Here is a 26,335-nt window from a genome sequence, read left to right as displayed (position 1 = left end):
CCCGCGCCGCGCTCTCAGCGCGCCGAACCGGTGAGCGGGTACTCGCGGACGACCGCCCAGCCGCCGCCGGGGACCTGCTCGAACTCGGTGAAGCGGTCCACCCGGAACTCCGCCGACAGCTCCTGCAACCCGCTGTAGGCCAGCTCGAGCATGTCGGCCGGCACGTCGTGGGCGACGGTGACGTGCGGGTGGTACGGGAAGGAGAGCGCCCGGGCCAGCGGTCCCTGGCGGACGTCGTGGGCCAGCAGCTCGCAGTTGCCGATGCCCCGCGCCACGGTCACGAAGACGACGTCGGAGACCGGCGTGAAGGTGCCGGTGCCGGCCAGGTGCATGTCGAACGGCGGGTGGTCGGCGGCGACGGCGGCCAGGTGCTCGGCGATGGCGCCCCGCGAGGCGACCGGCACCTCGGTGGGGGGCAGCAGCGTCACGTGCGGGGGCACCAGCGTCGCCTGGGGGTCGCCCACCTTGGTGCGCCAGTCGACCAGCAGCGTCGACCACGGCTCGGGCACCGGGAGGATGACGCCCAGGACGGCGGTCTCCGGCGGCGCCTCCAGCCGGCCGACGAAGGTGTCGTCGTTCACGGGCGGGGCCCCGCCGGCTGCAGGAAGCCCACCCGCTCGTACACGGTGTCCAGCGTGGGGCCGGCCACCTCCCTGGCCCGCGCGGCCCCCGCAGCCAGCACGCGCTCCAGCTCGGCGGTGTCGGCCAGCAGCTCGGCGGTGCGCTGCTGGATCGGCGCCAGCGCCTCGGTGACGACCTCGGCGAGCTCCTTCTTCAGGTCGCCGTAGCCCCGGCCGGCGAAGTGCTCCTCCAGCTCGGCGGTGCTCTTCCCGGAGAAGGCCGAGTGGATGGTGAGCAGGTTGGTGACGCCCGGCTTGGCGACCGGGTCGGCCACGACCTCGCGACCGGTGTCGGTGACCGCCGAGCGGATCTTCTTGGCGCTGACCTTCGGGTCGTCCAGCAGGTTGATGCAGCCGGCCGGCGGGAGGCTCTTGCTCATCTTCTTCTCCGGCGCCTGCAGGTCCAGCACCTTCGCCGTCCCCTGGACGATGTAGGGCTGCGGCAGCGTGAAGGTGGGGCCGAAGCGGCTGTTGACCCGGGTGGCGAGGTCGCGGGTCAGCTCGAGGTGCTGGCGCTGGTCCTCGCCCACCGGCACCCGGTCGGCCTGGTAGAGCAGGATGTCCGCGGCCTGCAGCACCGGGTAGGTGAACAGGCCGACGCTGGCGCCGCCGGTGCCCTGCCGCTGGCTCTTGTCCTTGAACTGCGTCATCCGGCTGGCCTCGCCGAACCCGGTCAGGCACTGCAGGACCCAGCCCAGCTGGGCGTGCTCGGGCACGTGGCTCTGCACGAACAGCGCGCTGCGGTCCGGGTCCACGCCGATGGCGATCAGCTGCGCGGCCGACACCAGGGTGCGCCGGCGCAGGACCGCGGGGTCCTGCTCGACGGTGATCGCGTGCAGGTCGACGACGCAGTAGAAGGCGTCGTGGTCGTCTTGGAGGGCGACCCACTGCCGCAGCGCACCCAGGTAGTTGCCGAGGTGGAAGGAGTCCGCCGTCGGCTGGATGCCGGACAGCACTCGGGGAAGAGCCACGTCGGCCATCAAACCAGCCCGCACCGCCCGTCGTTCCGGCCTCCCCCGCACCGCCGCACCAGGGTCCGATCCGGGCCCCGGTCGGCCCAGGTCAGGCGGGGGTCCCGGCCCGTCAGGCGGGTGTCGCGGCCAGCGCGTCGTCGAGCGCGTCGAGGAACACGTCGTCCTCCTCGGGGGTGCCGATTGTGACCCGGATGCCCTCCCCGGCGAAGGGGCGGGTGATCACCGCGCGGGCCTCCAGCGCGGCCGCCAGCCCGAGGGCCTGCTCCCCCACCGGCAGCCACACGAAGTTCGCCTGGCTGTCGGCGACCTCCAGGCCCCGCGCGCGCAGCTCGCCGGTCAGCCGGGCCCGCTCGGTCACGACCGCGGCGCACCGGGTCCGCACCTCCTCCTCGCTGGCCAGCGCCGCGACCGCGGCCGCCTGCGCGACCAGGCCCACGCTGAACGGCAGGTGCGTCCGGCGCACCGCCTCGGCGACCGACGGGTCCTCGGCCAGCAGGTAGCCGACCCGCAGCCCGGCCATGCCCCAGGCCTTGGAGAAGGTGCGGAGGACGGCGACGTTCGGCCGGCCCCGCATCAGCTCGACGCCGTCGGGGACGTCGGGGTCGGTGACGAACTCGCGGTAGGCCTCGTCGAGCACCACGAGCGTCTCCGCGGGCACCGCGTCGAGGAACCGCTCCAGCTCCGCGCGGCGCACCGCCGTCCCGGTGGGGTTGTTCGGGTTGCAGACGAAGACCAGCCGGGTGGTGCCGTCGACCGCGGCGGCGAGGGCGTCCAGGTCGTGGGTGTCGGCGGACCCGCCCGGCCGGCCGGGGGTCAGCGGCACCTGGACCGCGCGGGCGCCGGCCACCCGCGCCAGCAGCGGGTACATCTCGAACGACCGCCAGGCGAAGGCGATCGCCGTCCCCGGGTCGTTGTAGGCCTGGGCCAGCTCCTGGCAGATGGCGACCGCGCCGCAGCCGACGGCGACCTGTGCGGGGTCGACGCCGTACCGCTGCGCCAGGGCGCCGGTCAGCACCACAGCACCGTTGTCGGGGTAGCGGTTCGTCTCGGTCACGGCCGTGGTGACCGCCTCGACGACGGCCGGCAGCGGTGGGAACGCGACCTCGTTGCTGGCCAGCTTCACCGCCCGCTCGACGCCGATCTCCCGGGCGAGGTCGGCCGGGTTGCGACCGGGCCTGTACGCCGGGAGCGACTGCACCGCCGGTCGGGCACTGACCATCGAGTTCCTCCACCTCCGGGGCCGCCTCATAAGGTGGGCCCATGCGCGTACTCGTCGCCGGCGGCGCCGGCTACATCGGCAGCGTAGTGACGGCGGCGCTGCTGGCCGACGGCCACGACGTCACCGTCCTCGACGACCTCTCGACCGGTCACGCCGACGCCGTGCCCGCGGGCGCCACGCTGGCCGAGGTCTCCTTGCACGACTCGGCGCCGGTGCTGGCCGAGGTCCGCCCCGAGGCGGTGCTGCACTTCGCCGCCAAGAGCCTGGTCGGGGTGTCCCAGCAGCGTCCCGAGGACTACTGGGAGACCAACGTCGCGGGCTCGTTCGCCCTCCTCGAGGCGATGCGCGCCGCCGACTGCCGCCGGATCGTCTTCTCCTCGACCGCGGCCACCTACGGCGAGCCCGATCAGGTCCCGATCCGCGAGGACGCGCCGACCCGGCCCACCAACACCTACGGCGCCTCCAAGCTCGCCGTCGACCACATGCTCACGTCCTACGCCGTCGCGCACGGCTTCGCCGCGGTGAGCCTGCGCTACTTCAACGTCGCGGGCGCCGCCTACGGGCTGGGCGAGCGGCACGCCACGGAGACCCACCTCATCCCGATCGCGCTCCAGGTGGCGGCCGGGCAGCGCGAGTCGCTGACCGTCTACGGCCAGGACTACCCGACGCCGGACGGCACCTGCATCCGCGACTACGTGCACGTCGAGGACCTCTCCGACGCGCACCTGCTGGCGCTGCCCGCCCCGGCCGCCGGCGAGCACCGGATCTACAACCTGGGCAACGGGACCGGCTTCTCCGTGCAGGAGGTCGTCGAGGCCGCCCGCGAGGTCACCGGGCACCCGATCCCGGTCACCGTCGGCGAGCGCCGGGCCGGCGACCCCGCCCAGCTGGTCGCCTCCAGCGACCGGATCCGGGCCGACCTGGGCTGGACGCCGAAGCACACCGACCTGGTCGGGATCGTCCGCGACGCCTGGGAGGTCGCGCAGGCCCGCTGAGCCCCCCGGCATAGGAACCTATGCCTATGGTTTCGGCCCCGAGACCGTAGGCATAGCTTCCTATGCCTGCTCCTCAGCCGGCCGGGGCGTCCCTGCCCTCGTCGTCCTCCGGGGCCGGCGCCGGCGGCGGGCCGACCAGCAGGCGGGCGATCCGCCGTCCGTCGAGCTCCAGGACCGACACGGTGCGGCCCTCGACCTCGATGGAGTCGCCGACCCCGGGCAGCCGGCCGAGCTCGGCCAGCACGTAGCCGGCCACCGTCTCGTACGGGCCCTCGGGCAGTTGGAGACCGGTGGCCTCGGTGAAGTCGTCCAGGTTGAGCAGGCCGTCGACCTCGCGCGGGGCGTCGGGCGACTGCCGGTCCTCCGGGGCGACCTCCTCGTCGTACTCGTCGTAGATCTCCCCGATGACCTCCTCGATGAGGTCCTCGAGGGTGACGATGCCGTCGGTGCCGCCGTACTCGTCGACGACGATGGCCAGGTGCTGGTTGTCCCGGCGCATCTCGCTGAGCACGGTGAGGACGGCGGCGGTGCCGGGCAGCCGCGTCACCTCGCGGGCCAGGTCGCCGACGGTCGCCGCCCGCCCGGCCGGGTGGTTGGGCAGGAACAGGTCGCGGACGTGCACGAACCCGATGACGTCGTCCTCGTCGCGGCCGGCCACGGGGAACCGCGACCAGTTCGACTCGGCGACGAGCTTGGCGGCCCGGCTCGCGGTCATCGAGGCGTCGAGGAACTGCACCTCGGTGCGCGGCGTCATGACCTCGCGGACCTCGCGCTCGCCGGCGCGGAACACCTCGTCGATCAGCCGCCGCTCGTCGCTGCTCAGGGACTCGTGCGCGGCCACCAGGTCGCGCAGCTCTTCCTGGCTGATCGACTCGCCGCTGGCCTTCGGGTCGCCGCCGACCAGCCGGACCAGGCCGTTCGTGGACTTCGACAGCAGCCAGATGACCGGGCGGGAGAGCTTCGCGATCAGGTTGAGCGGCGCGGCGACGAGGAGCGCGAAGCCCTCGGCGCGCTGCAGGGCCAGCCGCTTGGGCGTCAGCTCGCCGACGACGAGGGACACGTAGCTGATCGCGACGGTGACCAGCACCAGCGCCAGCGTGCCGGCCAGGCCCTCGCTCACGCCGCGGCCCCGCATCCAGTCGGCCAGCGGGGCGGACAGGGTGCTGGCACCGAAGGCGGCCGAGAAGAAGCCGGCCAGGGTGACGCCCACCTGCACGGCGGCGAGGAACTGGTTCGGGTCCTCGAGCAGCTTCTGCACCGCCTGACCGCGGCGGCCGCCCTGCTCGGCCATCGCCCGGACCTGCGACTCGCGCAGCGAGACCAGGGCGATCTCGGCGCCGGCGAAGACGCCGCCGAGCATGATGAAGGCGACGACCATGACGATGCTGAGCCAGACGTCGCTCACCGGCGGCGTGCTCCTCGGGTGGTTGGGTGCGGGCGGACGGGTCCATCGTGCCGGTTGCATGCTGCCCGGGGGCACGGCGCGCATGCCCGGGTGCCCGCACCGGGTGGGTGAGGGTGCGCACTCCCCGGGGCTACCGCTGAGGCGCCAACACGATTAGTCTTCGCTCGATAACAGATCGTGATTATCTTGAGGACCCCGCATGCACCACCGGCCGTCCGGTCCCCCGCTGTCCCTCCGCCTGAGCGGCGCGCTCCGCCGAGCCGGTTTCGCACTCACCCGCTGGTCGCACCGGCACGTCCGCCGGGTGGGCCTGGGCGTCCTCGTCACCCTGGTGGTGACCGCGGCGGTGCTCGCCGTACCGGTGACCACCGGGCCGACGGAGTCGCCGTCGGTCGCCCTGGACGCCTCCTCGCAGTCGTCGGCGGCCAGGTCTGCGGCGCGCTCGGCGGAGGCGGGTTCGTCGGCGGCGGGTTCGTCGGCGGCGGGGGCCGGGGCGCCGTCGTCCTCGGCGGAGTCGCCGGCTACCGGGCTGCCGCCGGCGGCCACCGGCGACCCGTCGCCGTCCGCCCCTCCGGCGCCGGGCAGCGACGCCGTCGTCCCGTCCACGGCCGCGGACGCGCCCGCCCCGTCGGAGCAGCCCGCCACGTCGCCGTCGGCGAGCGGGGCCGCCCCGGCCGGGCCTCCCGCCACCACCGCGGCCGGCACCCCCGCCAGCGCCAGCAGCCCGGCCGGTGGGACGTCGTCGCCCCCGCCGGCGCCCGCACCCACGACCGCGCACCGCACGACCACCACCCCGACGACCACCGCCGCCACGACCACGGCCCCGACGACCGCCGGCCTCGACGGCGAGGGCCGGGTGCTGGCGCTGGTCAACGAGGAGCGCGCACGGGCCGGGTGCGCGCCGCTGACCGCGGACGCCCGGCTGGCCGGCGTCGCCCGGGCGCACAGCGCCGACATGCGCGACCGGGGCTTCTTCGCCCACGACGACCCCGACGGGCGGAGTCCGTTCGACCGCGCCGCGGCGGCCGGGATCACCGCGCGGGCGGAGAACATCGCCCGCGGCCAGCAGGACGCCGCCGCCGTCGTCGGCTCGTGGATGACCAGCCCCGGGCACCGGGCCAACATCCTCGACTGCGGGCTGCGCAGCCTCGGCGTCGGCCTGGCCACCGGAGCCGGCGGCCCCTGGTGGACCCAGCTCTTCGCCTGACCCGGAGCCCGAGAGCCCGGGGCCGGGAACGCACGCGGGCCCCCCGACCCGGAGGTCGGGGGGCCCGCGGTGACGGGTGCCTACGTCAGGCCATGGCCTTCTGCAGGTTGGCGTCGATGGCCGCCAGGAAGTCCTGGGTGTTCAGCCACGGCTGGTCCTTGGAGATCAGCAGCGCGAGGTCCTTGGTCATCTGGCCGCTCTCGACGGTGTCGATGCAGACCTTCTCCAGGGTCTCGGCGAAGCGGGTCACCTCGGGGGTGCCGTCCAGCTTGCCGCGGTGGGCCAGGCCCCGGGTCCAGGCGAAGATCGACGCGATCGGGTTGGTCGACGTCTGCTCGCCCTTCTGGTGCTGGCGGTAGTGCCGGGTGACCGTGCCGTGCGCGGCCTCGGCCTCGACCGTGCGGCCGTCCGGGGTCGCGAGCACCGACGTCATGAGGCCGAGCGAGCCGAAGCCCTGGGCCACGGTGTCGGACTGCACGTCACCGTCGTAGTTCTTGCAGGCCCAGACGTAGCCGCCCTCCCACTTGAGCGAGGCGGCGACCATGTCGTCGATCAGCCGGTGCTCGTAGGTGATGCCGGCCGCGTCGAACTTCTCCTTGAAGTCGGCCTGGAAGACCTCCTCGAAGATGTCCTTGAACCGGCCGTCGTAGGCCTTGAGGATCGTGTTCTTCGTCGAGAGGTAGACCGGGTAGCCGCGGTCGAGGCCGTAGTTGAGCGAGGCCTTCGCGAAGTCGCGGATCGACTCGTCGAGGTTGTACATCGACAGCGAGACGCCGGCGCCGGGCGCCTGGAAGACCTCGTGCTCGATCGGCTCGGAGCCGTCGGACGGGGTGAACGTGACCGTCAGGGTCCCCGCCGAGGGGAACTTGAAGTCGGTGGCGCGGTACTGGTCACCGAAGGCGTGGCGGCCGACGATGATCGGCTTGGTCCAGCCCGGCACCAGGCGCGGCACGTTCTGCATGATGATCGGCTCGCGGAAGATCACGCCGCCGAGGATGTTGCGGATCGTCCCGTTCGGGGACCGCCACATCTTCTTCAGCCCGAACTCCTCGACCCGCGCCTCGTCCGGCGTGATGGTCGCGCACTTGACGCCGACGCCGTGCTTCTTGATGGCGTTGGCGGAGTCGATCGTCACCTGGTCGTCGGTGGCGTCGCGGTGCTCCATGCCGAGGTCGTAGTACTCGAGGTTGACGTCGAGGTACGGGAGGATCAGCTGGTCCTTGATGAACTGCCAGATGATCCGGGTCATCTCGTCGCCGTCGAGCTCGACGACGGTGCCCTCGACCTTGATCTTGCTCACGTGGTTGATTCCCTCTCTGCAGCTCTGACCGGCTCGGTCAGAGGTCGGCTACGTCGGCCTGCTTGGCGCGCACCGCTTCGGCCGCCTCGCGCAGGCCCGCCCGTTCGGTTTCCGACAGGTCGCTCTCGACGACGCGCGTGACGCCACCGCGGCCGATCTCGGCCTCCACCCCCAGGTACACCCCGGAGATGCCGTACTCGCCGTCGACCCACGTGCACACCGGCATCACTGCGCCGGAGTCCTCCATGACCGCGCGGGCCATGCGGGCAGCCGCGGCGGAAGGAGCGTAGTAGGCCGATCCGGTCTTGAGCAGCGCGACCACCTCGGCGCCACCGTTCCGGGTGCGCTGCACGAGGTGCTCGATGCGGTCGGGGGCCAGCACGTCGGCCAGCGGCTTGCCGTCGACGGTGCAGCGCGAGGGCACCGGCACCATCGTCTCGCCGTGCGAGCCGAGGGTCAGCGTCCGGACCGAGGCCACCGGGACGCCGAGCTCCTCGGCGACGTTGTTGGTGAAGCGCGCGGTGTCGAGCATGCCCGCCTGGCCCATCACCCGCTGGTGCGGGAACCCGGTGGCCAGCTGCGCCAGCGCGGTCATCTCGTCCAGCGGGTTGGAGACGACGACCACCACCGCGTCCGGCGAGGTGGCCGCGATGTTCTCCGAGACCTGGCGGACGATGCCCGCGTTCGTCTCGATGAGGTCCATGCGGCTCATGCCGGGCTTGCGCGGCAGACCGGCGGTGACGACGACGACGTCGGAGCCCTCGGTGCCCTCGTAGGAGCCGCCGCCGACCCCGATCACCTCGGTCTCGAATCCCTCGATGGGCCGCGACTGGTTCATGTCCAGCGCGAGCCCCTCGGGCTTGCCCTCCACGATGTCGGTGAGCACGACGGTCTCGAAGATGTCGTACTCGGCCAGGCGGAGTGCGGTGGTGGAGCCGTAGAAGCCGGCACCGACCACGGTGACCTTCCCGTTCCTGGGCTGCTTCGCCATGGTCGTCAACCTAGCGCTGGTCGCCGCCTCGTGCCGCCCCGGGGAGCTCACGTGCCCGGGATGGCCAGCGCGACGGCGGTGAGCGCGACCCCGGTAGCGGCGAGCAGCACGACGTCGACCGGGCGGCTGCGCACGGCGAGGAAGCCGACCCGTCGCACCGGGAGCAGCAGCCGCAGCAGCGCCGCCCCGACCATCGCCAGCCCGACGACGACCAGCCCCCAGCGCCAGTGCTCGACGGTGACCAGCAGCAGCCCGGCGGCCACCACGACGAGCACCGCCAGCAGCGGCAGCTGCCGCACCAGCCCCGCGAGGAAGGGGCGACGGACGTAGAGCGGCGGGCGGTTCACGGTCAGGCCGACAGCGCCTCGGCCGCCGCGGCCTGCTCGGCGGCGAGCACCACGTTCTGCAGCAGCATCGCGCGGGTCATCGGCCCCACGCCGCCGGGGTTGGGCGCCACGTGCCCGGCGACGTCGACCACGTCCCGGGCGACGTCGCCGGCGATCTTCCCGTCGACCCGGCTGACGCCGACGTCGAGGACGGCGGCCCCGGGCTTCACCATGTCGGCGGTGATCAGGCCGGGCACCCCCGCGGCGGCGACGACGACGTCTGCCGTGCGCACGTGCGCCGCCAGGTCGCGGGTGCCGGTGTGGCACAGCGTGACCGTCGCGTTCTCCGAGCGGCGGGTGAGCAGCAGGCCCAGGGGGCGGCCGACGGTGATGCCGCGGCCGATGACGACGACCTCGGCGCCGGCGATCGGCACCTCGTAGCGGCGCAGCAGCTCCACGATGCCGACCGGGGTGCAGGGCAGCGGCCCGGGCACGTTCAGCACCAGCCGCCCGAGGTTGACCGGGTGCAACCCGTCGGCGTCCTTGGCCGGGTCCATCGCCTCGAGGATCGTGCTCTCCTCGATCCCGTCCGGCAGCGGCAGCTGCACGATGTAGCCGGTGCAGGCCGGGTCGGCGTTGAGCTCCTCGACCACGGCGAGCACGTCGGCCTCGGTCGCGGTGGCCGGCAGCTCGCGCTGGATGCTGGCGATGCCCACCTGGGCGCAGTCGGAGTGCTTGGCGTTCACGTACCAGCGGCTGCCGGGGTCGTCCCCCACCAGCAGCGTGCCGAGGCCGGGCCGGTGACCGGCCGCGGCGAGAGCGGCCACCCGCTCGGTGAGCTCGGCGCGGATCGCCGCCGCGGTGGCCTTGCCGTCCAATGTCGTCGCGGGCACGCCGACAGTCTGCCGGAGAGGGTCCCGCGGCGGACGCCGCGGCCCTAGGGTCGGGGGAACGGGGCGCAGGTGCCCCGCCCACACCCGGAGGTGCGCGATGACCGAGCGCGACCAGTCCCCGACCGGCGCGACGGCATCCTCCGGGTCCCTGCCGGGGACGACGGCGCCGCCGTACTCCGACCGGCCGGTGGCCTTCCGGGGGCCGGAGAGCCTGGGCGGTCTGCTGCTGATCCTCGCCGGGATCGCCGCCGCGATCAGCCTGCCGCTGGACTGGCTGCGCGACCGCGGCGACAGCGGCTGGCGGCTGGTGCGCGAAGCGTTCGCCGACCTCGGGGAGATCTTCGACGACGGCGGCTGGCAGCCCCTGGCCATCGTGCTCGGCGGCGGGCTGCTGCTGCTGCTGGGCATCGCCCTGTGGCTGCCCGCCCGGAGCCACCGGTTCGTGGGGCTCGTGGCGCTGGTGGTGAGCGGCATCGTCACGGCCGCCGTGATCGTGCCGCTGGCCGCCGCCGACTGGGACCTCGGCGCCTTCGGCCTCGGCTTCTGGTGCGGCATCGCCGTCGCCGTCCTCGGCCTGCTGGGCTCGCTCAAGGCCGTGCTGACCGGCCCCCGTTAGGTCGCGACGAGCGCCCCGTGGGCGGCGGTGAACTGCACCGCCTGGGCGAGGTCGAGACGCACGCCGGTGAGGTCGAAGGCGCGCCAGTTGATCGCGTCGGTCGACGCGCCGCGCAGGTCGGACCCGCGCAGCTTGGTGCCCTGCAGCCGGGCGCGGTCGAGGACGGCGCGGGTGAGGTCGCACTCGCGCAGATCGGCGTCGGTCAGGTCGGCCTCGCGGAAGCGCTGACCGGAGAGGTCGAGCCCGGAGAGGTCCGCCCCGCGCAGGGCGGCGTAGCTCCAGTCGCACTCGGTCGCCGTCATCGGGCGCAGGTGCGCGCCGGGGAACTGCGAGCCGGTGAGCTTGCAGCCGTCCCAGGTGACGTCGGTCAGGTTCGCGCGGTCGAAGCGGCAGGAGAGGAACGCCGACCCGGAGTGCTGCGCGCCCGCCATGCGCACCCCGGTCAGCACGCACTCCTCGAACACGCACCGGCGCGTGACCAGCTCCTCCAGCCCGGCGTCGTCGAACCGGCAGCGGGTGAAGGTGACGCCGTCGAGCTCGGCGCCCCACCAGTCGACCCGCGCGAAGTCCGCGTCCTCGACGACGGCACCGGCCTCCGGCGGCCCGACGTGCGGCCGTGCGCTGATCACCGGGGTCTCAGTGCGCGAAGTGGCGGGTGCCGGTCAGGTACAGCGGCACACCGGCCGCCGCGGCCGCGGCGACGACCTCCTCGTCGCGCACCGACCCGCCCGGCTGGACGACGGCGCGCACGCCGGCGTCGAGCAGGACCTGCAGGCCGTCGGCGAAGGGGAAGAAGGCGTCCGAGGCCGCTACCGCACCCGTGGCCCGCTCCCCCGCGCGGGCGACGGCCAGGCGGGCGGAGTCGACCCGGTTGACCTGCCCCATCCCGACGCCGACCGTGGCCCGGTCGTGGGCCAGCAGGATCGCGTTGCTCTTGACCGCGCGCACCGCCCGCCAGGCGAAGACGAGGTCGTCCAGGCCGGCGGCGTCCAGCGGCTCCCCGGTGGCGAGGGTCCAGGTGGTGGGGTCGTCGCCCGCGGCGTCGATGCGGTCGCGGGTCTGCAGCAGCAGGCCGCCGCCGATCGGGCGCAGCTCCACGCCGGCCTCGGGCAGGTGCGGCAGCCGGAGGAGGCGGATGTTCTTCTTCGCGGTCAGCACCGCGACGGCGTCGTCGGTGAAGGAGGGCGCCACGACGACCTCGGTGAACACCTCGGCCACCTGCTCGGCCATGGTGAGGTCGACCTCGCGGTTGGCCGCGATGACGCCGCCGAAGGCCGACACGGGGTCGCAGGCGTGCGCCTTGCGGTGCGCGGCGGCGATGTCGGCCCCGACGGCGATGCCGCACGGGTTGGCGTGCTTGATGATCGCCACGCACGGCTCGTCGTGGTCGTGCGCGGCCCGCCAGGCGGCGTCGGTGTCGACGTAGTTGTTGTAGGACATCTGCTTGCCGTGCAGCTGCTCGGCGTGCGCGAGCCCCGGCCGGTCGGCGCGGTAGAGCGCGGCCGCCTGGTGCGGGTTCTCGCCGTAGCGCAGCACGTCGGCGCGCTCCCAGTTGCCGCCCACCCAGGCCGGGAAGCCGCTGTCGTCGTCGGGCGCCAGCACGTTCCCCATCCAGGAGGCGACCGCGATGTCGTAGGAGGCCGTGTGCCGGAACGCGGCGGCGGCCAGCCGCTGCCGCTCGGCCAGGGTGAACCCGCCGGCGCCCGCCGCTGCGAGGACGTCGCCGTAGCGGGCCGGGTCGACGACGACGGCGACCGACGGGTGGTTCTTGGCCGCGGCCCGCACCATCGCCGGCCCGCCGATGTCGATCTGCTCGACGCACTCGTCCGGCGAGGCACCCGAGGCGACGGTCTCGGTGAACGGGTAGAGGTTGACGACGACGAGGTCGAACGCCGCGATGCCCAGCTCCTCCAGCTGCGCGACGTGGTCGGCCTTGCGCCGGTCGGCGAGGATGCCGGCGTGCACGGCCGGGTGCAGCGTCTTGACCCGGCCGTCCAGGCACTCGGGGAAGCCGGTGACCTGCTCGACGGGGGTGACCGGCACCCCGGCGTCGGCGATCCGCCGCGCGGTCGCGCCGGTGCTGACCAGCTCGACGCCGGCGGCGGCCAGCCCGGCGGCCAGCTCCTCGATGCCGGTCTTGTCGTACACGCCCAGCAGGGCGCGGCGGATCGGGGTGCGGTCGCTCATCAGGGGCTCTTCCTCGTCCGGGGCCGGCTGGTCGGGGGGAGGGTGACGAACTCCGCCACCGTCTCCACCAGGAGCTCTCGCTCCACGTGCTTGATGCGTTCGTGCAGGCGCGTCTCGTCGTCGCCGGGCAGCACCGGCACCTCCCGCTGGGCCAGCACCGGGCCGGTGTCGACGCCGGCGTCGACCAGGTGCACGGTCGAGCCCGTCATCGGGACGCCGGCCACCAGGGCGTCGCGCACCGCGTGCGCGCCGGGGAAGGCCGGCAGCAGCGCCGGATGGGTGTTGATCAGCCGGCCCTCGAACCCGGCGAGGACCGCCGGGCCGACGATCTTCATGAACCCGGCCGAGACCACGAGGTCGGGCGCGAAACCGACGATCCGGTCGGCCAGCGCGCGGTCCCAGGCGCCGCGGTCGGGGTGCTCGCCCAGGGCGCAGACGAAGGTGGGCAGACCCCGCCGGCGGGCGTGCTCCAGGCCGGGGGCCTCCCGGTCGGCGCCGACCGCGACCACCTCGGCCGGGTAGGCGGGGTCGTCGGTGGCCTCCAGCAGGGCCGCGCACAGCGAGCCGGTGCCCGACAGCAGGACGACGAGCCGGGCCCGCTGGGAAGGCTCGTCGGCGGGCACGTCCGCGACCCTATCCGGGGTCGCCCGGGCCCTCGACGGGCCGGTCCCGGTCAGGCCGGCGACCGCCAGCGGGTGACCGCGCCGGCCACCGCCGCGGCGATCCCGGCCTGCGCCGCGACCGCCAGCCCGGTGGCCACGGGTGGGGCGCCGACCACCGCGAGGGCGCCGTCGCCGAGCGAGCCGCCGGCGAACCAGGCCAGCACCCCGGCGCCGACGCCGAGCAGCGAGCCGGCCAGCAGGCCGGCGAGCCCGGCCGAGACCGAGCCGCCGTGGCGGTCGTCGAACCACCGGCCCAGCGTCGTCCCCGCCACGAGGCCGGCGAGAGCGGGGATCGCCTGGGAGACGAAGGCGACCAGGGGCACCGCCTGGGTGTCGGGCAGGGCGGCGAGCAGCGGGAGGGCGGGCACCGCGCCCAGCGTCACGCCGTGCACCGAGACGAGCGTCCCGCTGCCCACGTAGAAGCCGGGGCCAGCGGCCAGGCCGACGACGGCGACGGCGGCGTTCGGCAGGTAGAGGGCGCCGAGCGCGAGCAGCCCGAGGGCCCCCGCGCCCGCCCCGCCGAGCGAGCCCGAGAGCGCCGCGTAGCCCCCGGCGTCGCTGGCGAGGGCCACCGCGACGACGACCAGGCCCAGGGCGACCGCGGCGAGCAGCCCGGCCAGCACCCCGCGGAGGACCGGCCGCAGCACGACCGGCAGGCGGTCCAGGGCGGCGCCGGTCAGGCCCGACTCCCGGCCGGCGCCCCAGCAGACGGCGAGCAGGGTCAGCACCGGGAGGACCAGCAGCGTGCGCAGCCACCCGGTGCCCGCGACGTCGTCGTCCAGCACCAGCGCCAGGAGCGCGGTGAGCGCCACGTGCACGGCCACCACCAGCGCGACCGCCCGCACGACGGCGCGGGCCGGTGCGGCGTCGCCGAGCGCCCGGACGGCCACCCGCCCGGCCCAGGACAGCCCGGCGGCCACCAGCAGCGTCAGGAGCAGCGGGGCCAGCACCAGCGGCCCCGACGGGAGCCGCAGCTCGGCGCCGTGCGCCAGGAGCCAGAGCCGGGCGCCGACCGACGCCGACGCCCCCACCGACATGCCGCCGTCGGGGTCGAGGGTCTGGACGACGACGAGGGCGAGGGCGAGCCCGACCAGGCCGGCGACCGTGACGGCCACCGCCGCGCCGGCGGCGAGGACGGCGGGCGGAGCGGATCGTGCGGCCGACCCGTCGTCCCGCCGGAAGGGCAGGCGTGCGAGCAGGGAGACCACTCCTCCACTCTCGCAAGCCGCCCCGGCCGATGCGTGGCGCACTCGCCGGGAGCCGCCTTCCGTGTCGGTGACCTCGGTTCGCCGATCAGTTGTCCGTGCGCGGGTGCTCGCTGTCGGTAGCCCCCGAGGCCGTCGAGCCACCGGGGGGCGCGCCGTGCCCGCCCGGGGCAGGTCCGGACGGCGGCGGCGGCGGCCACGGCGGCGCCGCCGGGCCGGGCTGCCCCGGGTAGCCCGGCGGCGGGAACTGCCCCGGCGCGTAGGGCTGCGGCGCGCCGTAGGGGAAGGGCTGCCCCTGCGGCGGCCACGGACCGCCACCCTGCGGAACGCTCGGCCGGGCCGGGCGGTCGCGCAGCTCCCGGCGCAGGGCGAGGGCGGCCACGGCGGTGACGCCCGCAGCGGTCAGGAAGCCGAGCAGCGCCCAGAACGAGAAGGTGTAGCGCAGCGTGTCCAGCCAGGCGAACAACGTCAGCACCAGCCCGAGCGCGGCCAGCGCCACGGTGATCCCGGACCGGGGGAAGGTCACCGTCATGCGCACGATCGCCGGCAGCACCGCCCAGGTCGCCGCGAGGAGCAGCAGCACGAAGGCCGAGCGGACCATGCCGTCCTCGATGCCGCTGAAGGTGACCCCGAACGTGGCGTCGCCGAAGCGCCACCAGGGCAGGAGCGCGACGAGCAGGAACAGCAGCGTCCCGCCCGCGACGGCGTAGTCGCTCCAGCTCGGCCGCTTCGGGTCGAACGAGAACTCGGCCCCTGGCTGCCGCCCGCCCGGGTGCTCGGGGATGCCGTAGGGCGCTCCGTAGCCGGGCGCGCCGTAGGGCTGCTGACCGTAGGGCTGCCCGTAGCCGGGCTGGCTGTAGGGCGTCGACCCGTACCCGGCCGGGCCGTACCCCGGCTGGCCGTACGGGGCCTGCCCGTAGGGCTGCTGGGGGTAGGGCCCCGGCCCGTACTGCGGCTGGCCGTACTGCTGGCCGTACGACGGCTGGCCGTACGACGGCTGGCCGTACTGACCCTGCCCGTACTGACCCTGCCCGTACTGACCCTGCCCGTACTGCGGCTGCCCGTACTGGGGCTGCCCGTAGCCGGGCTGCCCCGGCTGCCCGTGGGGGTGCTGGCCGTACTGCGGTGCGGCGTGCTGCGGGCCGGCCCCCTGCTGCCCGGGCGGCGGGGCCCCCTGCCCGGAGGGTGGCTGCTCGCCCTCGGGCGGCGGGGGCTGGCTGGCGGTCACTGGGTCTCCTCCGGAACGGATCAGGGGCACCACGATCGTGGCGCTCGCGGCCGCGGGGCCGCAACGGTGGGTCCCCCGGCGGCGCGCCGCCCGGGAACGGCACTGCCCGGCGACCGCGCGAGGCGGTCGCCGGGCAGGTGACGTGGACGGCCCACCGGCAGGGGGCCGGCGATCAGGAGCCGACGATCTCCCGCATGAGCTGCGCGGTCTCCGAGGGGGTCTTGCCCACGCGGACACCGGCGGCCTCGAGGGCCTCCTTCTTCGCCTGGGCGGTGCCGGCGGAGCCGGAGACGATGGCGCCCGCGTGGCCCATCGTCTTGCCCTCGGGGGCGGTGAAGCCCGCGACGTAGCCGACGACCGGCTTGGTCACGTTGGCCTTGACGAAGTCCGCGGCCCGCTCCTCGGCGTCGCCACCGATCTCACCGATCATCACGATGGCCTCGGTCTCCGGGTCGTCCTGGAAGGCCTGGAGGGCGTCGATGTGCGTGGTGCCGATGACCGGGTCCCCGCCGATGCCGATCGCGGTGGAGAAACCGATGTCCCGCAGCTCGTACATCATCTGGTACGTCAGCGTGCCCGACTTCGACACCAGGCCGATCTTGCCCTGCTTGGTGATGTTGGCCGGGATGATGCCGGCGTTGCTGCGCCCGGGGCTGATCAGGCCGGGGCAGTTCGGCCCGATGATGCGGGTGGCCCCACCCTGGGCGTGCGCCCAGAAGAACGTCGAGTCGTGCACCGGGATGCCCTCGGTGATGACGACGGCGAGCCCGATCTGGGCGTCGACGGCCTCGATCACGGCGGCCTTGGCGAACGGCGGCGGCACGAAGATGACGCTGACGTCGGCGCCGGTCTCCTTCATGGCCTCGGCGACGCCGCCGAAGACCGGGACGCTGGTGCCGTCGAAGTCGACGCTGGTGCCGGCCTTGCGCGGGTTGACGCCGCCGACGATGGCGGTGCCGGAGGCGAGCATGCGCTGCGTGTGCTTCATGCCCTCCGAGCCGGTCATGCCCTGGACGATGACCTTGCTGTTCTCGTTGAGGAAGATCGACATCTGAGTGGTGTCCTGTCCGGAGTCGGGGCGATCAGGCGGCGGCGAGCTCGGCGGCCCGGCGCGCGGCGCCGTCCATCGTGTCCTCGAGGGAGACCAGCGGGTGGTTGGCGTCGGCGAGGATCCGCCGGCCCTCCTCCACGTTGTTGCCGTCGAGGCGGACCACCAGCGGCTTGGTGGCCTGGTCGCCCAGCTGCTGCAGGGCGGCGACGATGCCGTTGGCGACGGCGTCGCAGGCGGTGATCCCGCCGAAGACGTTGACGAACACGCTCTTCACGGCGGGGTCGGAGAGGATGATCCCCAGGCCGTTGGCCATGACCTCGGCCGAAGCGCCGCCACCGATGTCGAGGAAGTTGGCCGGCTTGACGCCGCCGAAGTCCTCGCCGGCGTAGGCGACGACGTCGAGGGTGCTCATGACCAGGCCGGCACCGTTGCCGATGATCCCGACCTCGCCCTCGAGCTTGACGTAGTTGAGGTCCTTCTCCTTCGCCGCGGCCTCGAGCGGGTCGGCGGCGGCGGCGTCCTCGAGCGCGGCGTGCTCGGCGTGCCGGAAGCCGGCGTTCTCGTCGAGGGTGACCTTGGCGTCCAGCGCGAGGACGGTGCCGTCGGGGGCCTTGGCCAGCGGGTTCACCTCGACGAGGGTGGCGTCCTCCTTGCTGAAGACGTCCCACAGCTGGACGGCGATCGCGATGACCTGGTCGCGCACCTCGGCGGCGAACCCGGCGGCGTCCACGATCTCGGCGGCCTTGGCGGTGTCGACGCCCTTGCTGGCGTCGATCGGGATGCGGGCCAGGGCCTCGGGGCGCTCGACGGCGAGCTGCTCGATCTCCACGCCGCCCTCGACGCTGGCCATGGCCAGGAAGGTGCGGTTGGAGCGGTCGAGCAGGTACGAGAAGTAGTACTCCTCGGCGATGTCGCTGGCCTGGGCGACCATCACGCGGTGCGTGATGTGGCCCTTGATGTCCAGGCCGAGGATGTCCTGGGCGCGCGCCTTCGCGTCCTCGGCGTTGTCGGCGAGCTTGACGCCGCCGGCCTTGCCGCGGCCGCCGGTCTTCACCTGCGCCTTGACGACGACGGTCTGCCCGATCTCGCGGGCGATCGCCTCCGCCTGCTCGGGTGTCTCGGCGACGCCGCCGGGGAGCACGGGGACGCCGTGCGAGGCCAACAGGTCACGGGCCTGGTACTCGAAGAGATCCACGAAAAGGCACCGTAGCCCGCTCGTCACCGGCCCGCTGCCCCGGGGCGCGGGTGGGACGGCTCGGGCGTGGGCCGCATCACACGCCGGCTCACCCGTTCGCAGCAGGGATCCGGCCCTGCCGCCCAGCTCAGGCGCCGGCGGGCTCGCCCACGTGGGTGCGCACCCAGTCGACGATGTCCGTCGTGGTGGCGCCGGGGGTGAAGATGCCCGTGACGCCGAGCCGCTCGAGTTCGGGCACGTCCTCCTCGGGGATGATCCCGCCGCCGAAGACCACGACGTCGTCGACCCCGCGCTCGCGCAGCAGCTCGGTGAGCCGGGCGAAGAGGGTCATGTGCGCCCCGGAGAGCACGGACAGACCCACCGCGTCGGCGTCCTCCTGCACGACCGTCTCCACGATCTGCTCCGGCGTCTGGTGCAGGCCCGTGTAGACGACCTCCATCCCGGCGTCGCGCAGCGCCCGCGCGACCACCTTGGCGCCGCGGTCGTGCCCGTCCAGTCCCGGTTTCGCGATGACCACCCGGATGCGTTCGTCCACGGGGGCAGCTTAGGAGCTACCGCCCAGGGACGTGGTGCCGGTCACGTCTCCTGTCGCCGGGCCCGCCACGCGACGTAGGTCAGGGCCAGCATCGCCAGCCCGACGACGACCAGCCCCGCGCCGGGGACCGTCCAGACCAGCTCGTCCGACGCGATCGCGTCCCGCAGGCCGCCGAGCCCCGCGCCGAGCACGGTGACGGCGACGGCGAGCAGCCCGCCGACCGCGCCCAGCCGCGGGCGCAGCGACGGCGCGACGACCGAGCACAGCAGCAGCGTCCCGGCCAGCAGCAGGCCGCCGAGCAGGGCCAGGCCGGGGCGTTCGAGCAGCGCCTGCGGCCCCTCGCGGGTCACCACGACCTCCAGGCCGGTCGCCGGGTCGGTCCGCAGCTGGTCGGGCACGTCGGCGGCCGGGATGGTGAGGCAGAGGACGGCGGCGACCGCCAGCAGCACCGCCGCCCCGGCCAGCAGCGAGCGGATCGGGTCCAGCGCGCCGCGGTCCTCCATCACGGTCCGCCCCCAGGCCGACCTGGCGACTACGCCGGCCAGCACCGTCAGGACCAGCGCGACGACGCCCAGGACCCAGCCGGCGCCCAGCTGGACGCTGCTGGTCAGCACCCGCTCCCCCGCCAGCACCTCGATCCCGGGGCGCGCGGTGGAGCTGCTGCCCCGGTAGATCTCGATCAGCAGCTCGCCCACCGCCAGCGCGCCGGCGACGGCGGCGTAGGCGAGGCCGAACTTGGGCACCGCGCGGCGCAGGAGGGTTCCGCCGACCGCCACGTGCACGGCCGGGACCAGGAACGCGACCAGGGCGTCGCCGACCCCGCGGACGTGGCGCAGCTGCTCGCCGCCGACCACCAGGTACGTGGGCAGTGCGGCGACGGCGCCGACGAGGCCGGCCAGCACCAGCAGGGCACCGCAGACGCGGACCGCCGGGGGGACGGTGCCGACCACCAGGCGGTCCCCCTGCGCCTCCGGCGACGGGGGCGCGGTCACGCTCCGGTCGGCCCGGCGGGCGGTCGCCCCGGTGCGGTCGGTCCGGGTGCGGTCGGTCCGGGTGCGGTCGTCGCGGGTGGACACGGCTCCCCCTTCGGCTGCGTGGTCACGAACAGGACTCGATCGGCGCCGGATCGGTGACGTTCATGTGACGACCGCCACACCGCGGCATTACCGTCGGGTGAACGGAGCACACAACGGTGCACCGCCGTCGGCGGGAACGGCTGGAGCCGAACTCCGCCGGCGGCTCCAACGGGGAGGGCAGCCATGCGCCCATCGAGCGACCTGGGCTCCGGACCAGGGTGGCACACCGGGGCCGACGCCGAGGTCACGCCACGTGGCCTGCGCGCGCTCTGTTCACCCACCACGCTGGCCGGCGGTCTCACCGAGCTGGCCTGGGTCGGCGCGCACGTCCTCATGTACCCGCTGGGCACCCGGATGGAGCAGCTGCGCCCGGATCCCCGCACGCGCAACGGCGACCAGCCGGCCGCGGTGCGCGCCCTCTTCGCCGCCGATCCGCTGGCCGCCCGCATCCCCGTGCTGCTCGTCCACGGGCTGGTCGACAACCGCTCGGTCTTCGCCGTCATGCGCCGCAGCCTGCGCCGGCGCGGCTTCGCGCACGTGTGCTCCTGGAACTACAGCCCGTTCCTCCCGGACATCGCCCAGGGCGCCGCCGACCTCGGCCGGCACATCGAGCGGATCTGCGAGCAGACCGGCCACGACCGGGTGCACGTCGTCGGCCACAGCCTCGGCGGGCTGATCGCGCGCTACCACGTGCAGCGGCAGGGCGGTGACCGGCGGATCGACACGCTGGTGACCCTGGGCACCCCGCACCGGGGCTCGATCCTGGCGCACGTGCTGCCCACACCGCTGGTGCGCCAGCTCCGCCCCGGCTCGCCGGTGCTGCAGGAGCTGGAGGGCCCCGCGCCGGACTGCCGGACCCGGGTGACCGCCGTCTACAGCGACCTGGACCAGATGGTGCTGCCCACGCACTCCGGGCGCTGCGACCACCCCGACCTCGACACCCGCAACGTCCTCGTGCGTGGGGTGGGGCACATGTCGCTGCCCATCCACCGGGGAGTGCTCGACGAGGTCGCGGCCACGCTGGCCGGGGTCCGCGACGCCGAGGCGCCGCACCAGCACGTCGCCGCCGTCGCCTGAGGCACCGCCCGGATCCCCGCTAGCGGCGGTCGCGGGCGCCGTCACCCGCGCTCCCGGCACGGGGCGCGGACCGGCCGGGTCGACTCGGCGTCTTCACGATTTGCACCCATCGCGACACGCAGCGTTCGGTGCTTGGTCGGGTCCTCACGCATCGTTACGGTTCGATCACGGCGCCGGGTCCCCCGGCGGACGCCGCTCCGGCGACGTCCTCGCCGTCGTCGCTCCCCCGACGGACGCCTCCCGGCGCTCGCCGGGCCGGTCGTCCGGGAAGGTTCGCCGTGTCTCGCAGCAGTGCACCGGTGCTCGAGAAGCAGGCTGCGCGGCTCGCCTCCGTGCCCCGGCCCCGGACCGCCCCCGAGAGCCAGGCGCCCGCGACCGCCCCCTTCGCCACCCCCACCGACCCCGCTCCCACCCGGCCCGCGGTCCGCCGCCGCCTGCCGCACCCCCCGGGCCGCCGGGCCCCCCTCTGGCTCGCCGCGCTCGTCGCCGGCGCCGTGCTCGCCGGCGTCCCGGCCATGACCAGCTCCCCGGCGGACGTCTCCACCAGCGCCTCGGACTACGGCCTCGGCGTGAGCACCGACGTCAGCTTCGCCGGTGGCCTCGAGGGAGCCGACGCGCGCCGGGGCATCACCGAGGCCGAGGCGCAGGCCCGGCTCAGCGAGCTGGCCGCCTCGCGCGCCGCCCGCCAGCCCAAGACCGTCGCCCCGACCCAGGGCACGCTCACCACCTGCTTCTGCCGGCGCTGGGGCACCATGCACTACGGACTGGACATCGCAGGCCCGCTGGGCACGCCGATCCTCGCCGCCACCGACGGCGTCGTCGTCCGGGCCGGCCGGGCCTCCGGCTACGGCAACGCCGTCTACATCCAGGACGCCGACGGCAACGTGCACATCTACGGGCACATGCGCTACTACGACGTCTCCGCCGGCGACATCGTCACCGCGGGCGACCAGATCGCGAAGATCGGCAACGAGGGCCAGTCCACCGGCCCCCACCTGCACTACGAGATCCACCGCGGCGGCATGAACGGCCGGCCGATCGACCCGCGGGCCTGGCTGGGCGAGCGCGGCGTCGCTGTCTGACCCGCCCCGGCGGATCAGACGTCGGTCAGCGACTCCACCACGCGCTGGGTCACGGGCACCTCGCTGAGCAACGCGCGGTGGGTTCCCCGCTCCGGGTCCGACAGGTACCGCCGGTAGTCACCGTCCGCCGGGAAGGACAGGACGTGCACCTCCGTGCTCCCGTCCGGGTTCCGCAACCGGCGCTCGAGCCGCCCCCCGTACCGGCCGAGCAGCGGCAGCACCAGGCTCTCGTACCGCTGGAACGCGGCCGTCGCCTCGGGCGGCACGTCGACGATCGCCACCACGGTCGTCCGCTGCCTGCCGGACATGGGGCTCAGAGCTTCACGAGGGGGGCGTAGCGGAGGACGAGGCGCTTGGTGCCGCCGGAGCCGAAGTCGACCGTGGCCTGCGCCTTGTCGGCGACACCGGTCACCTCCACCACCGTGCCGAGACCGAACGCGTCGTGGCTGACCCGGTCCCCCACCTGGACCGAGATCACCTGCCGGTTGCCGGCGCCCCCGCGCAGGCCGCCGGTGGACAGCCCCGTCGCCGCCACCCTCGTCTGCGCCGACCGGTAGCCGGTCGACGGGGCGGGCACCGGGTCGGTCCGCTCCCAGTGGATGGTGTCGGCCGGGATCTCGTCGAGGAACCGCGACGGCGGGTTGTACGCCGGCTGCCCCCAGCTGGTGCGCACCGTGGCCCGGGAGATGAAGAGCCGCTGGCGCGCCCGCGTGATGCCGACGTAGGCCAGCCGGCGCTCCTCCTCCAGCTCGCGCGGGTCGCCCAGCGCCCGCAGGTGCGGGAAGACGCCGTCCTCCAGGCCGGTCAGGAAGACGACCGGGAACTCCAGGCCCTTGGCGGTGTGCAGGGTCATCAGCGTGACCACGCCGGCGTCGTCACCGGAGACGGGGATCTGGTCGGCGTCGGCCACCAGCGACACCTGCTCCAGGAAGTCGGTGACCGAACCGCCGGGGTTCGCCGCCTCGAACTCGGCGGCCACCGAGATCAGCTCGTTGAGGTTGTCGACCCGACCCTCGTCCTGCGGATCGGTGCTCGCCTGCAGCTCGGCGAGGTAGCCGGTGCGGTCGAGGATGCTCTCCAGCAGCGCCGCGGGGCCCGACCCGGTCTCGACCAGCCGCTCGAACTCCTCGAGCAGTGCGACGAACTCCTGCAGCGCCTTGAGCGAGCGGGTGGCCAGGTCGGGCACCTCGGCGCAGCGCCGCAGCGCCGTGCCGAACGCGATCCGCTCCCGGTCGGCGAAGGACTCCACGCAGGACTCGGCCTTGTCGCCTATCCCCCGCTTGGGCACGTTGATGATCCGGCGCAGGCTCACCACGTCGGCCGGGTTGGCCACCAGCTTCAGGTAGGCCAGCGCGTCGCGGACCTCCTTGCGCTCGTAGAACCGCACCCCGCCGACGACCTTGTAGGGCATGCCGACGCGGATGAAGACCTCTTCGAACACGCGGGAGGCGTTGTTCGTCCGGTAGAAGACCGCGATGTCCTTCGGCTGCACCGCGCCCTCGTCGACCAGGGCGTCGATCTGCTCGGCGACCCAGGCGGCCTCGTCGTGCTCGTTGTCGGCGACGTAGCCCTCGATCAGCTCGCCGTCGCCCGAGTCGGTCCAGAGGCTCTTCGGCCGGCGGCCGGTGTTCTTCGAGATGACCTGGTTCGCGGCCTTCAGGATCCGCTGGGTGGAGCGGTAGTTCTGCTCCAGCAGGATCGTGGTCGCCTGCGGGTAGTCGCGCTCGAACTCGTCGATGTTGCGGATCGTCGCGCCGCGGAACGCGTAGATCGACTGATCGGCGTCACCGACGACGCACAGCTCCGCCTGCGGCACCGGGCCCGCCCCGGTGCCGGTCAGCTCGCGGACCAGCATGTACTGGGCGTGGTTGGTGTCCTGGTACTCGTCGACCAGCACGTGCCGGAAGCGGCGGCGGTAGTGCTCGGCCACGTCGGGAAAGGCCTGCAGCAGGTGGACCGTGGTCATGATCAGGTCGTCGAAGTCCATGGCGTGCGCCTCGCGCAGCCGCCGCTGGTAGAGCGTGTACGCCTCCTTGAGCACCTTCTCCGGTGCCGTCTGGGGGCTGAACGACTCCTCGTCGACGAGCTCGTTCTTCAGGTTGGACACCTGGTTGGACAGGCTCCGCCCGGGATAGCGCTTGGCGTCGAGGTCGAGGTCGCGGGCGACCATCGTCATCAGCCGGATCGAGTCGCCCTGGTCGTAGATCGTGAACGACGACTTCATGCCCAGCTTGGCGGCCTCGGCGCGCAGGATGCGCACGCACATCGAGTGGAAGGTCGACACCCACATCGACCGCGCGCGCGGCCCGACCAGCGCCGCCACCCGGTCCTTCATCTCGCCGGCGGCCTTGTTGGTGAAGGTGATCGCCAGGATCTCCCCCGGCTGCACCCCGCGGGCGCCGAGCAGGTAGGCGATCCGGTGCGTGAGGACCCGGGTCTTGCCCGACCCGGCCCCGGCGACGATGAGCAGCGGGCTGCCCTCGTGCACGACGGCGTCGCGCTGCGGCCCGTTGAGGCCGGCGAGCATCCGGTCCAGCTCGCGGCCGACCGAGCCGGGTGCGTTGCGCTGCAGGGCGGCGGTGCCGGGCAGGGACTGCTGGACGCTGCTCATGCCGGGGCGCCCGCGAGGAGGGGGAGCGCCGGCGGAGCGTCTTCGTGAGGTCGGTTCATCGCCCCGTCACTGTAAGCCGGACGGGTGACTGTCCCGGCGGCCACGGGACCAGCCGCCCTCCGCGTCGGGGGAGTTCCGGCTGGCGCCGTGCGGCGCGGGCGTGGCAGACTCGGCTCCGTGCTCGCCACGGTCAGCTTTTTCTACGGCCACCGGGATCCGGTGTCCGTCACCGCTGGCTGAGCAACACGCCGCAACAGACGCCCCGGGCCCGAGAAGCCCGGGGCGTTCCTCGTTCTCGGGTCCCGGGTCCACGAACACCGAGGACATCCGATGACCACCCTCACCGCACCCCCCGCCGCCGGCCCGACGGCCCCCGAGGACCCCACCGAGCGGATCGGCGAGCTCCGCGGCGTCATCGACGCCTGCGACGCCGAGATCATCGAGCTGGTCCGCCGCCGCCTGGAGGTCTCCCAGGAGATCGGCGCGCTGCGCGCCGCGTCCGGCGGCACGCGGCTGTCGCTCTCCCGCGAGCAGCAGGTGCTGTCCCGCTTCCGCACCGAGCTCGGCCCCGACGGCGCCGCGCTCGGCATGATGCTGCTGCGCCAGGGCCGCGGCCACCTCTGACGCCCGACTCGTCAGGGACCGGCGCGCCAGACCAGCGAGTCCTCGTCGTCCATCGCGGCCACCTCGAACACCCGGCCGGGGCAGACGGCCACCGCCTCGTCGGCCAGGTCGCGGCCCAGCTCCAGCGCCGCCCGGAGGTCCTCGGCCGTGCACTCGGTGGTCGCCCGCAGCACCGCCCGGTCCGGCTCGCGCCACAGCCGCAGCCCGGCGTCGTCGGGACGGAGCACCGCGCGGACGGCGTCGACGGCGTCGTCGTCCAGCGGGGCCGAGGAGCGGAGCGCTAGGGAGAGGGTGTACTCGGGCACGGGTCGAGTCTGCGCGACCTCCGCCGTGCCCCGGCCACCGCCCTCTCCGTCACGTCCGGGGTGGCTGTTCCGTCTCCATGGGTGCGAACCCCGCACCCGACGAGCGGAACCGACCATGGCCCGCATCCCGCTCGACCCGCCGCGCTCGCCGCTCGTCGCGCTCGCGGAGCGGGGATCGGGGCCCCGCCGCCGGGACCCTAGGCTCGGCCGCGTGACCTTTCCCCAGCCGCAGCGCCCGGCCGACCACGTCGAGCGGGCGCTGTGCGTCCTGGCCCACCCCGACGACGTCGACTTCGGCAGCGCCGGGACGGTGGCCACCTGGACCGACGCCGGCACGGAGGTCACCTACCTGATCGTCACCGACGGCGACGCCGGCGGCTTCGACGACACCCCCCGGCACGAGATGGGGCCGCTGCGGCAGGCCGAGCAGCGGGCGGCCGCGGCCACCGTGGGCGTGACCGACGTCCGGTTCCTCGGCTATCCGGACGGGCGGCTGGAGCTGACCCTCGAGCTGCGCCGGGACATCAGCCGGGTGATCCGCCAGGTGCGGCCGCAACGGGTGCTCACCACGTCGCCGGAGCGGTTCTGGGAGCGGATCGGTGCGAGCCACCCCGACCACATGACCGTGGGCGAGTCGACGCTGCGGGCGGTGTACCCGGACGCGCGCAACCCGTTCGCCTTCCCCGAGCTGCTGTCCGACGAGGGGCTGGAGGCCTGGACCGTGGCGGAGGTCTGGCTCGGTGCCAGCCCGCGGGCCGACCACGCCGTCGACGTCACCGACGTGGTGGACCGCAAGTTCGCCGCCCTGCGGAGCCACGTGACCCAGGTCGGCCACGACCCTGATCTGGAGCAGTTCGTGACGGGCTGGATGAGCCAGACCGCGCGGCGGCTCGGCCTGCCGGCGGGCCGCCTGGCCGAGGCCTTCCACGTCGTGCACACCGCCTGAGCCGG

At 74.3% G+C, this 26,335-nt stretch carries 27 protein-coding genes; 7 read left to right on the top strand and 20 right to left on the bottom strand.

Annotated elements, in window-relative coordinates; translation table 11 throughout:
* Positions 1-14 precede the first annotated feature (14 nt).
* The 3 genes from O2W17_RS13180 to hisC form a co-directional block, all read right to left on the bottom strand.
* Positions 15-581 carry a 2'-5' RNA ligase family protein gene (locus O2W17_RS13180; RefSeq protein WP_269192872.1) on the bottom strand — a complete coding sequence of 189 codons (567 nt, stop codon included), beginning with the start codon at positions 579-581 and terminating at the stop codon, positions 15-17.
* A complete protein-coding gene (trpS, locus tag O2W17_RS13175; protein ID WP_269192871.1) occupies positions 578-1,600 on the bottom strand; it encodes a tryptophan--tRNA ligase in 1,023 nt (340 codons plus the stop codon). The genes O2W17_RS13180 and trpS overlap by 4 nt, the downstream gene beginning before the upstream one ends.
* Positions 1,601-1,703: 103 nt before the next feature.
* Entirely contained in the window at positions 1,704-2,813 is a 1,110-nt protein-coding gene (gene hisC / locus O2W17_RS13170) for a histidinol-phosphate transaminase (protein WP_269192870.1), read from the bottom strand.
* A 41-nt stretch (positions 2,814-2,854) separates the two neighbouring features.
* Between hisC and galE the strand changes: the two genes are divergently transcribed.
* Positions 2,855-3,808 carry a UDP-glucose 4-epimerase GalE gene (gene galE, locus O2W17_RS13165; protein WP_269192869.1) on the top strand — a complete coding sequence of 318 codons (954 nt, stop codon included), beginning with the start codon at positions 2,855-2,857 and terminating at the stop codon, positions 3,806-3,808.
* A 73-nt stretch (positions 3,809-3,881) separates the two neighbouring features.
* On the opposite strand, the gene O2W17_RS13160 is transcribed toward galE, so the two are convergent.
* Positions 3,882-5,213, bottom strand: a complete 1,332-nt coding sequence (locus O2W17_RS13160) for a hemolysin family protein (protein WP_269192868.1) — start codon at positions 5,211-5,213, stop codon at positions 3,882-3,884.
* 199 nt (positions 5,214-5,412) lie between these two features.
* Here O2W17_RS13160 and O2W17_RS13155 point away from each other — a divergent pair, with 199 nt between their 5' ends.
* Entirely contained in the window at positions 5,413-6,420 is a 1,008-nt protein-coding gene (locus O2W17_RS13155; RefSeq protein ID WP_269192867.1) for a CAP domain-containing protein, read from the top strand.
* Positions 6,421-6,505: 85 nt separating this feature from the next.
* On the opposite strand, the gene O2W17_RS13150 is transcribed toward O2W17_RS13155, so the two are convergent.
* From O2W17_RS13150 to O2W17_RS13135, 4 genes are read right to left on the bottom strand one after another with little or no spacing between them, the layout of a single operon-like run.
* Positions 6,506-7,720, bottom strand: coding sequence for an NADP-dependent isocitrate dehydrogenase (locus O2W17_RS13150; RefSeq protein WP_269192866.1), 1,215 nt, complete (start codon positions 7,718-7,720; stop codon positions 6,506-6,508).
* Between the two features lie 37 nt (positions 7,721-7,757).
* Entirely contained in the window at positions 7,758-8,711 is a 954-nt protein-coding gene (gene mdh, locus O2W17_RS13145) for a malate dehydrogenase (RefSeq protein WP_269192865.1), read from the bottom strand.
* Positions 8,712-8,758: 47 nt separating this feature from the next.
* Positions 8,759-9,058: a DUF3017 domain-containing protein gene (locus O2W17_RS13140; protein WP_269192864.1), complete on the bottom strand. Its 300-nt coding sequence runs from the start codon at positions 9,056-9,058 to the stop codon at positions 8,759-8,761.
* Between the two features lie 2 nt (positions 9,059-9,060).
* Positions 9,061-9,930 (bottom strand): bifunctional methylenetetrahydrofolate dehydrogenase/methenyltetrahydrofolate cyclohydrolase, encoded by an 870-nt coding sequence (locus O2W17_RS13135; protein ID WP_269192863.1) that lies wholly within the window; start codon positions 9,928-9,930, stop codon positions 9,061-9,063.
* Positions 9,931-10,027: 97 nt separating this feature from the next.
* Between O2W17_RS13135 and O2W17_RS13130 the strand changes: the two genes are divergently transcribed.
* On the top strand, positions 10,028-10,546 hold the full coding sequence (locus O2W17_RS13130) for a hypothetical protein (protein ID WP_269192862.1): 519 nt from the start codon (positions 10,028-10,030) through the stop codon (positions 10,544-10,546).
* On the opposite strand, the gene O2W17_RS13125 is transcribed toward O2W17_RS13130, so the two are convergent.
* The 9 genes from O2W17_RS13125 to O2W17_RS13085 form a co-directional block, all read right to left on the bottom strand.
* Entirely contained in the window at positions 10,543-11,175 is a 633-nt protein-coding gene (locus tag O2W17_RS13125; RefSeq protein ID WP_269192861.1) for a pentapeptide repeat-containing protein, read from the bottom strand. The two genes, O2W17_RS13130 and O2W17_RS13125, sit on opposite strands and share 4 nt — an antisense overlap.
* 7 nt (positions 11,176-11,182) lie before the next feature.
* Positions 11,183-12,733, bottom strand: coding sequence for a bifunctional phosphoribosylaminoimidazolecarboxamide formyltransferase/IMP cyclohydrolase (gene purH / locus O2W17_RS13120; RefSeq protein ID WP_269192860.1), 1,551 nt, complete (start codon positions 12,731-12,733; stop codon positions 11,183-11,185).
* Positions 12,733-13,356, bottom strand: a complete 624-nt coding sequence (purN, locus tag O2W17_RS13115; protein ID WP_269192859.1) for a phosphoribosylglycinamide formyltransferase — start codon at positions 13,354-13,356, stop codon at positions 12,733-12,735. Before purN ends, purH begins: the two co-directional genes overlap by 1 nt.
* A 50-nt stretch (positions 13,357-13,406) precedes the next feature.
* The gene (locus tag O2W17_RS13110) at positions 13,407-14,603 is read right to left on the bottom strand and encodes a cell division protein PerM (protein WP_269192858.1); all 1,197 of its coding nucleotides are present in this window, start codon (positions 14,601-14,603) and stop codon (positions 13,407-13,409) included.
* An 85-nt stretch (positions 14,604-14,688) separates the two neighbouring features.
* Positions 14,689-15,828 carry a hypothetical protein gene (locus O2W17_RS13105; protein ID WP_269192857.1) on the bottom strand — a complete coding sequence of 380 codons (1,140 nt, stop codon included), beginning with the start codon at positions 15,826-15,828 and terminating at the stop codon, positions 14,689-14,691.
* Between the two features lie 172 nt (positions 15,829-16,000).
* Positions 16,001-16,879: a succinate--CoA ligase subunit alpha gene (sucD, locus tag O2W17_RS13100; protein WP_269192856.1), complete on the bottom strand. Its 879-nt coding sequence runs from the start codon at positions 16,877-16,879 to the stop codon at positions 16,001-16,003.
* A gap of 31 nt (positions 16,880-16,910) precedes the next feature.
* Positions 16,911-18,074 carry an ADP-forming succinate--CoA ligase subunit beta gene (gene sucC / locus O2W17_RS13095; RefSeq protein WP_269192855.1) on the bottom strand — a complete coding sequence of 388 codons (1,164 nt, stop codon included), beginning with the start codon at positions 18,072-18,074 and terminating at the stop codon, positions 16,911-16,913.
* 127 nt (positions 18,075-18,201) lie between these two features.
* Positions 18,202-18,609 (bottom strand): cobalamin B12-binding domain-containing protein, encoded by a 408-nt coding sequence (locus tag O2W17_RS13090; RefSeq protein ID WP_269192854.1) that lies wholly within the window; start codon positions 18,607-18,609, stop codon positions 18,202-18,204.
* 41 nt (positions 18,610-18,650) lie between these two features.
* On the bottom strand, positions 18,651-19,685 hold the full coding sequence (locus tag O2W17_RS13085) for a hypothetical protein (RefSeq protein ID WP_269192853.1): 1,035 nt from the start codon (positions 19,683-19,685) through the stop codon (positions 18,651-18,653).
* A gap of 183 nt (positions 19,686-19,868) precedes the next feature.
* On the opposite strand from O2W17_RS13085, the gene O2W17_RS13080 reads away from it, so the two are divergent.
* Positions 19,869-20,762, top strand: coding sequence for an esterase/lipase family protein (locus O2W17_RS13080; protein ID WP_269192852.1), 894 nt, complete (start codon positions 19,869-19,871; stop codon positions 20,760-20,762).
* Between the two features lie 278 nt (positions 20,763-21,040).
* Complete coding sequence (locus tag O2W17_RS13075; RefSeq protein ID WP_269192851.1) at positions 21,041-21,844, top strand: M23 family metallopeptidase; 804 nt, start codon at positions 21,041-21,043, stop codon at positions 21,842-21,844.
* A gap of 14 nt (positions 21,845-21,858) precedes the next feature.
* Here the strand turns inward: O2W17_RS13075 and O2W17_RS13070 are convergent, their stop codons facing one another.
* Together O2W17_RS13070 and pcrA are read right to left on the bottom strand one after the other, a co-directional pair.
* Complete coding sequence (locus O2W17_RS13070; protein ID WP_269192850.1) at positions 21,859-22,152, bottom strand: hypothetical protein; 294 nt, start codon at positions 22,150-22,152, stop codon at positions 21,859-21,861.
* Between the two features lie 5 nt (positions 22,153-22,157).
* Positions 22,158-24,455, bottom strand: coding sequence for a DNA helicase PcrA (gene pcrA, locus O2W17_RS13065; RefSeq protein ID WP_269192849.1), 2,298 nt, complete (start codon positions 24,453-24,455; stop codon positions 22,158-22,160).
* A gap of 330 nt (positions 24,456-24,785) precedes the next feature.
* On the opposite strand from pcrA, the gene O2W17_RS13060 reads away from it, so the two are divergent.
* Positions 24,786-25,079, top strand: a complete 294-nt coding sequence (locus O2W17_RS13060; RefSeq protein WP_269192848.1) for a chorismate mutase — start codon at positions 24,786-24,788, stop codon at positions 25,077-25,079.
* A gap of 11 nt (positions 25,080-25,090) precedes the next feature.
* Here the strand turns inward: O2W17_RS13060 and O2W17_RS13055 are convergent, their stop codons facing one another.
* A complete protein-coding gene (locus tag O2W17_RS13055) occupies positions 25,091-25,384 on the bottom strand; it encodes a hypothetical protein (RefSeq protein WP_269192847.1) in 294 nt (97 codons plus the stop codon).
* Between the two features lie 211 nt (positions 25,385-25,595).
* On the opposite strand from O2W17_RS13055, the gene O2W17_RS13050 reads away from it, so the two are divergent.
* Positions 25,596-26,330, top strand: a complete 735-nt coding sequence (locus tag O2W17_RS13050) for a PIG-L deacetylase family protein (protein WP_269192846.1) — start codon at positions 25,596-25,598, stop codon at positions 26,328-26,330.
* The last annotated feature ends 5 nt before the right edge of the window (positions 26,331-26,335 follow it).

Origin of the sequence: Blastococcus sp. VKM Ac-2987 (genome assembly GCF_026967805.1) — a bacterium.
In the GTDB taxonomy this organism is placed as follows: domain Bacteria; phylum Actinomycetota; class Actinomycetes; order Mycobacteriales; family Geodermatophilaceae; genus Blastococcus.
The sequence above is the reverse complement of the archived record's forward strand: the minus strand, read 5'-3'. Positions and strand labels throughout refer to the sequence as shown.

Excerpts from the sequence above, each read along its gene's own strand:
- trpS (WP_269192871.1), bottom strand. The coding sequence starts at position 1,600 with ATGGCCGACGTGGCTCTTCCCCGAGTGCTGTCCGGCATCCAGCCGACG.
- hisC (WP_269192870.1), bottom strand. The coding sequence starts at position 2,813 with ATGGTCAGTGCCCGACCGGCGGTGCAGTCGCTCCCGGCGTACAGGCCC.
- galE (WP_269192869.1), top strand. The coding sequence starts at position 2,855 with ATGCGCGTACTCGTCGCCGGCGGCGCCGGCTACATCGGCAGCGTAGTG.
- O2W17_RS13155 (WP_269192867.1), top strand. The coding sequence starts at position 5,413 with ATGCACCACCGGCCGTCCGGTCCCCCGCTGTCCCTCCGCCTGAGCGGC.
- mdh (WP_269192865.1), bottom strand. The coding sequence starts at position 8,711 with ATGGCGAAGCAGCCCAGGAACGGGAAGGTCACCGTGGTCGGTGCCGGC.
- O2W17_RS13130 (WP_269192862.1), top strand. The coding sequence starts at position 10,028 with ATGACCGAGCGCGACCAGTCCCCGACCGGCGCGACGGCATCCTCCGGG.
- purH (WP_269192860.1), bottom strand. The coding sequence starts at position 12,733 with ATGAGCGACCGCACCCCGATCCGCCGCGCCCTGCTGGGCGTGTACGAC.
- sucD (WP_269192856.1), bottom strand. The coding sequence starts at position 16,879 with ATGTCGATCTTCCTCAACGAGAACAGCAAGGTCATCGTCCAGGGCATG.
- O2W17_RS13080 (WP_269192852.1), top strand. The coding sequence starts at position 19,869 with ATGCGCCCATCGAGCGACCTGGGCTCCGGACCAGGGTGGCACACCGGG.
- O2W17_RS13070 (WP_269192850.1), bottom strand. The coding sequence starts at position 22,152 with ATGTCCGGCAGGCAGCGGACGACCGTGGTGGCGATCGTCGACGTGCCG.
- pcrA (WP_269192849.1), bottom strand. The coding sequence starts at position 24,455 with ATGAGCAGCGTCCAGCAGTCCCTGCCCGGCACCGCCGCCCTGCAGCGC.
- O2W17_RS13060 (WP_269192848.1), top strand. The coding sequence starts at position 24,786 with ATGACCACCCTCACCGCACCCCCCGCCGCCGGCCCGACGGCCCCCGAG.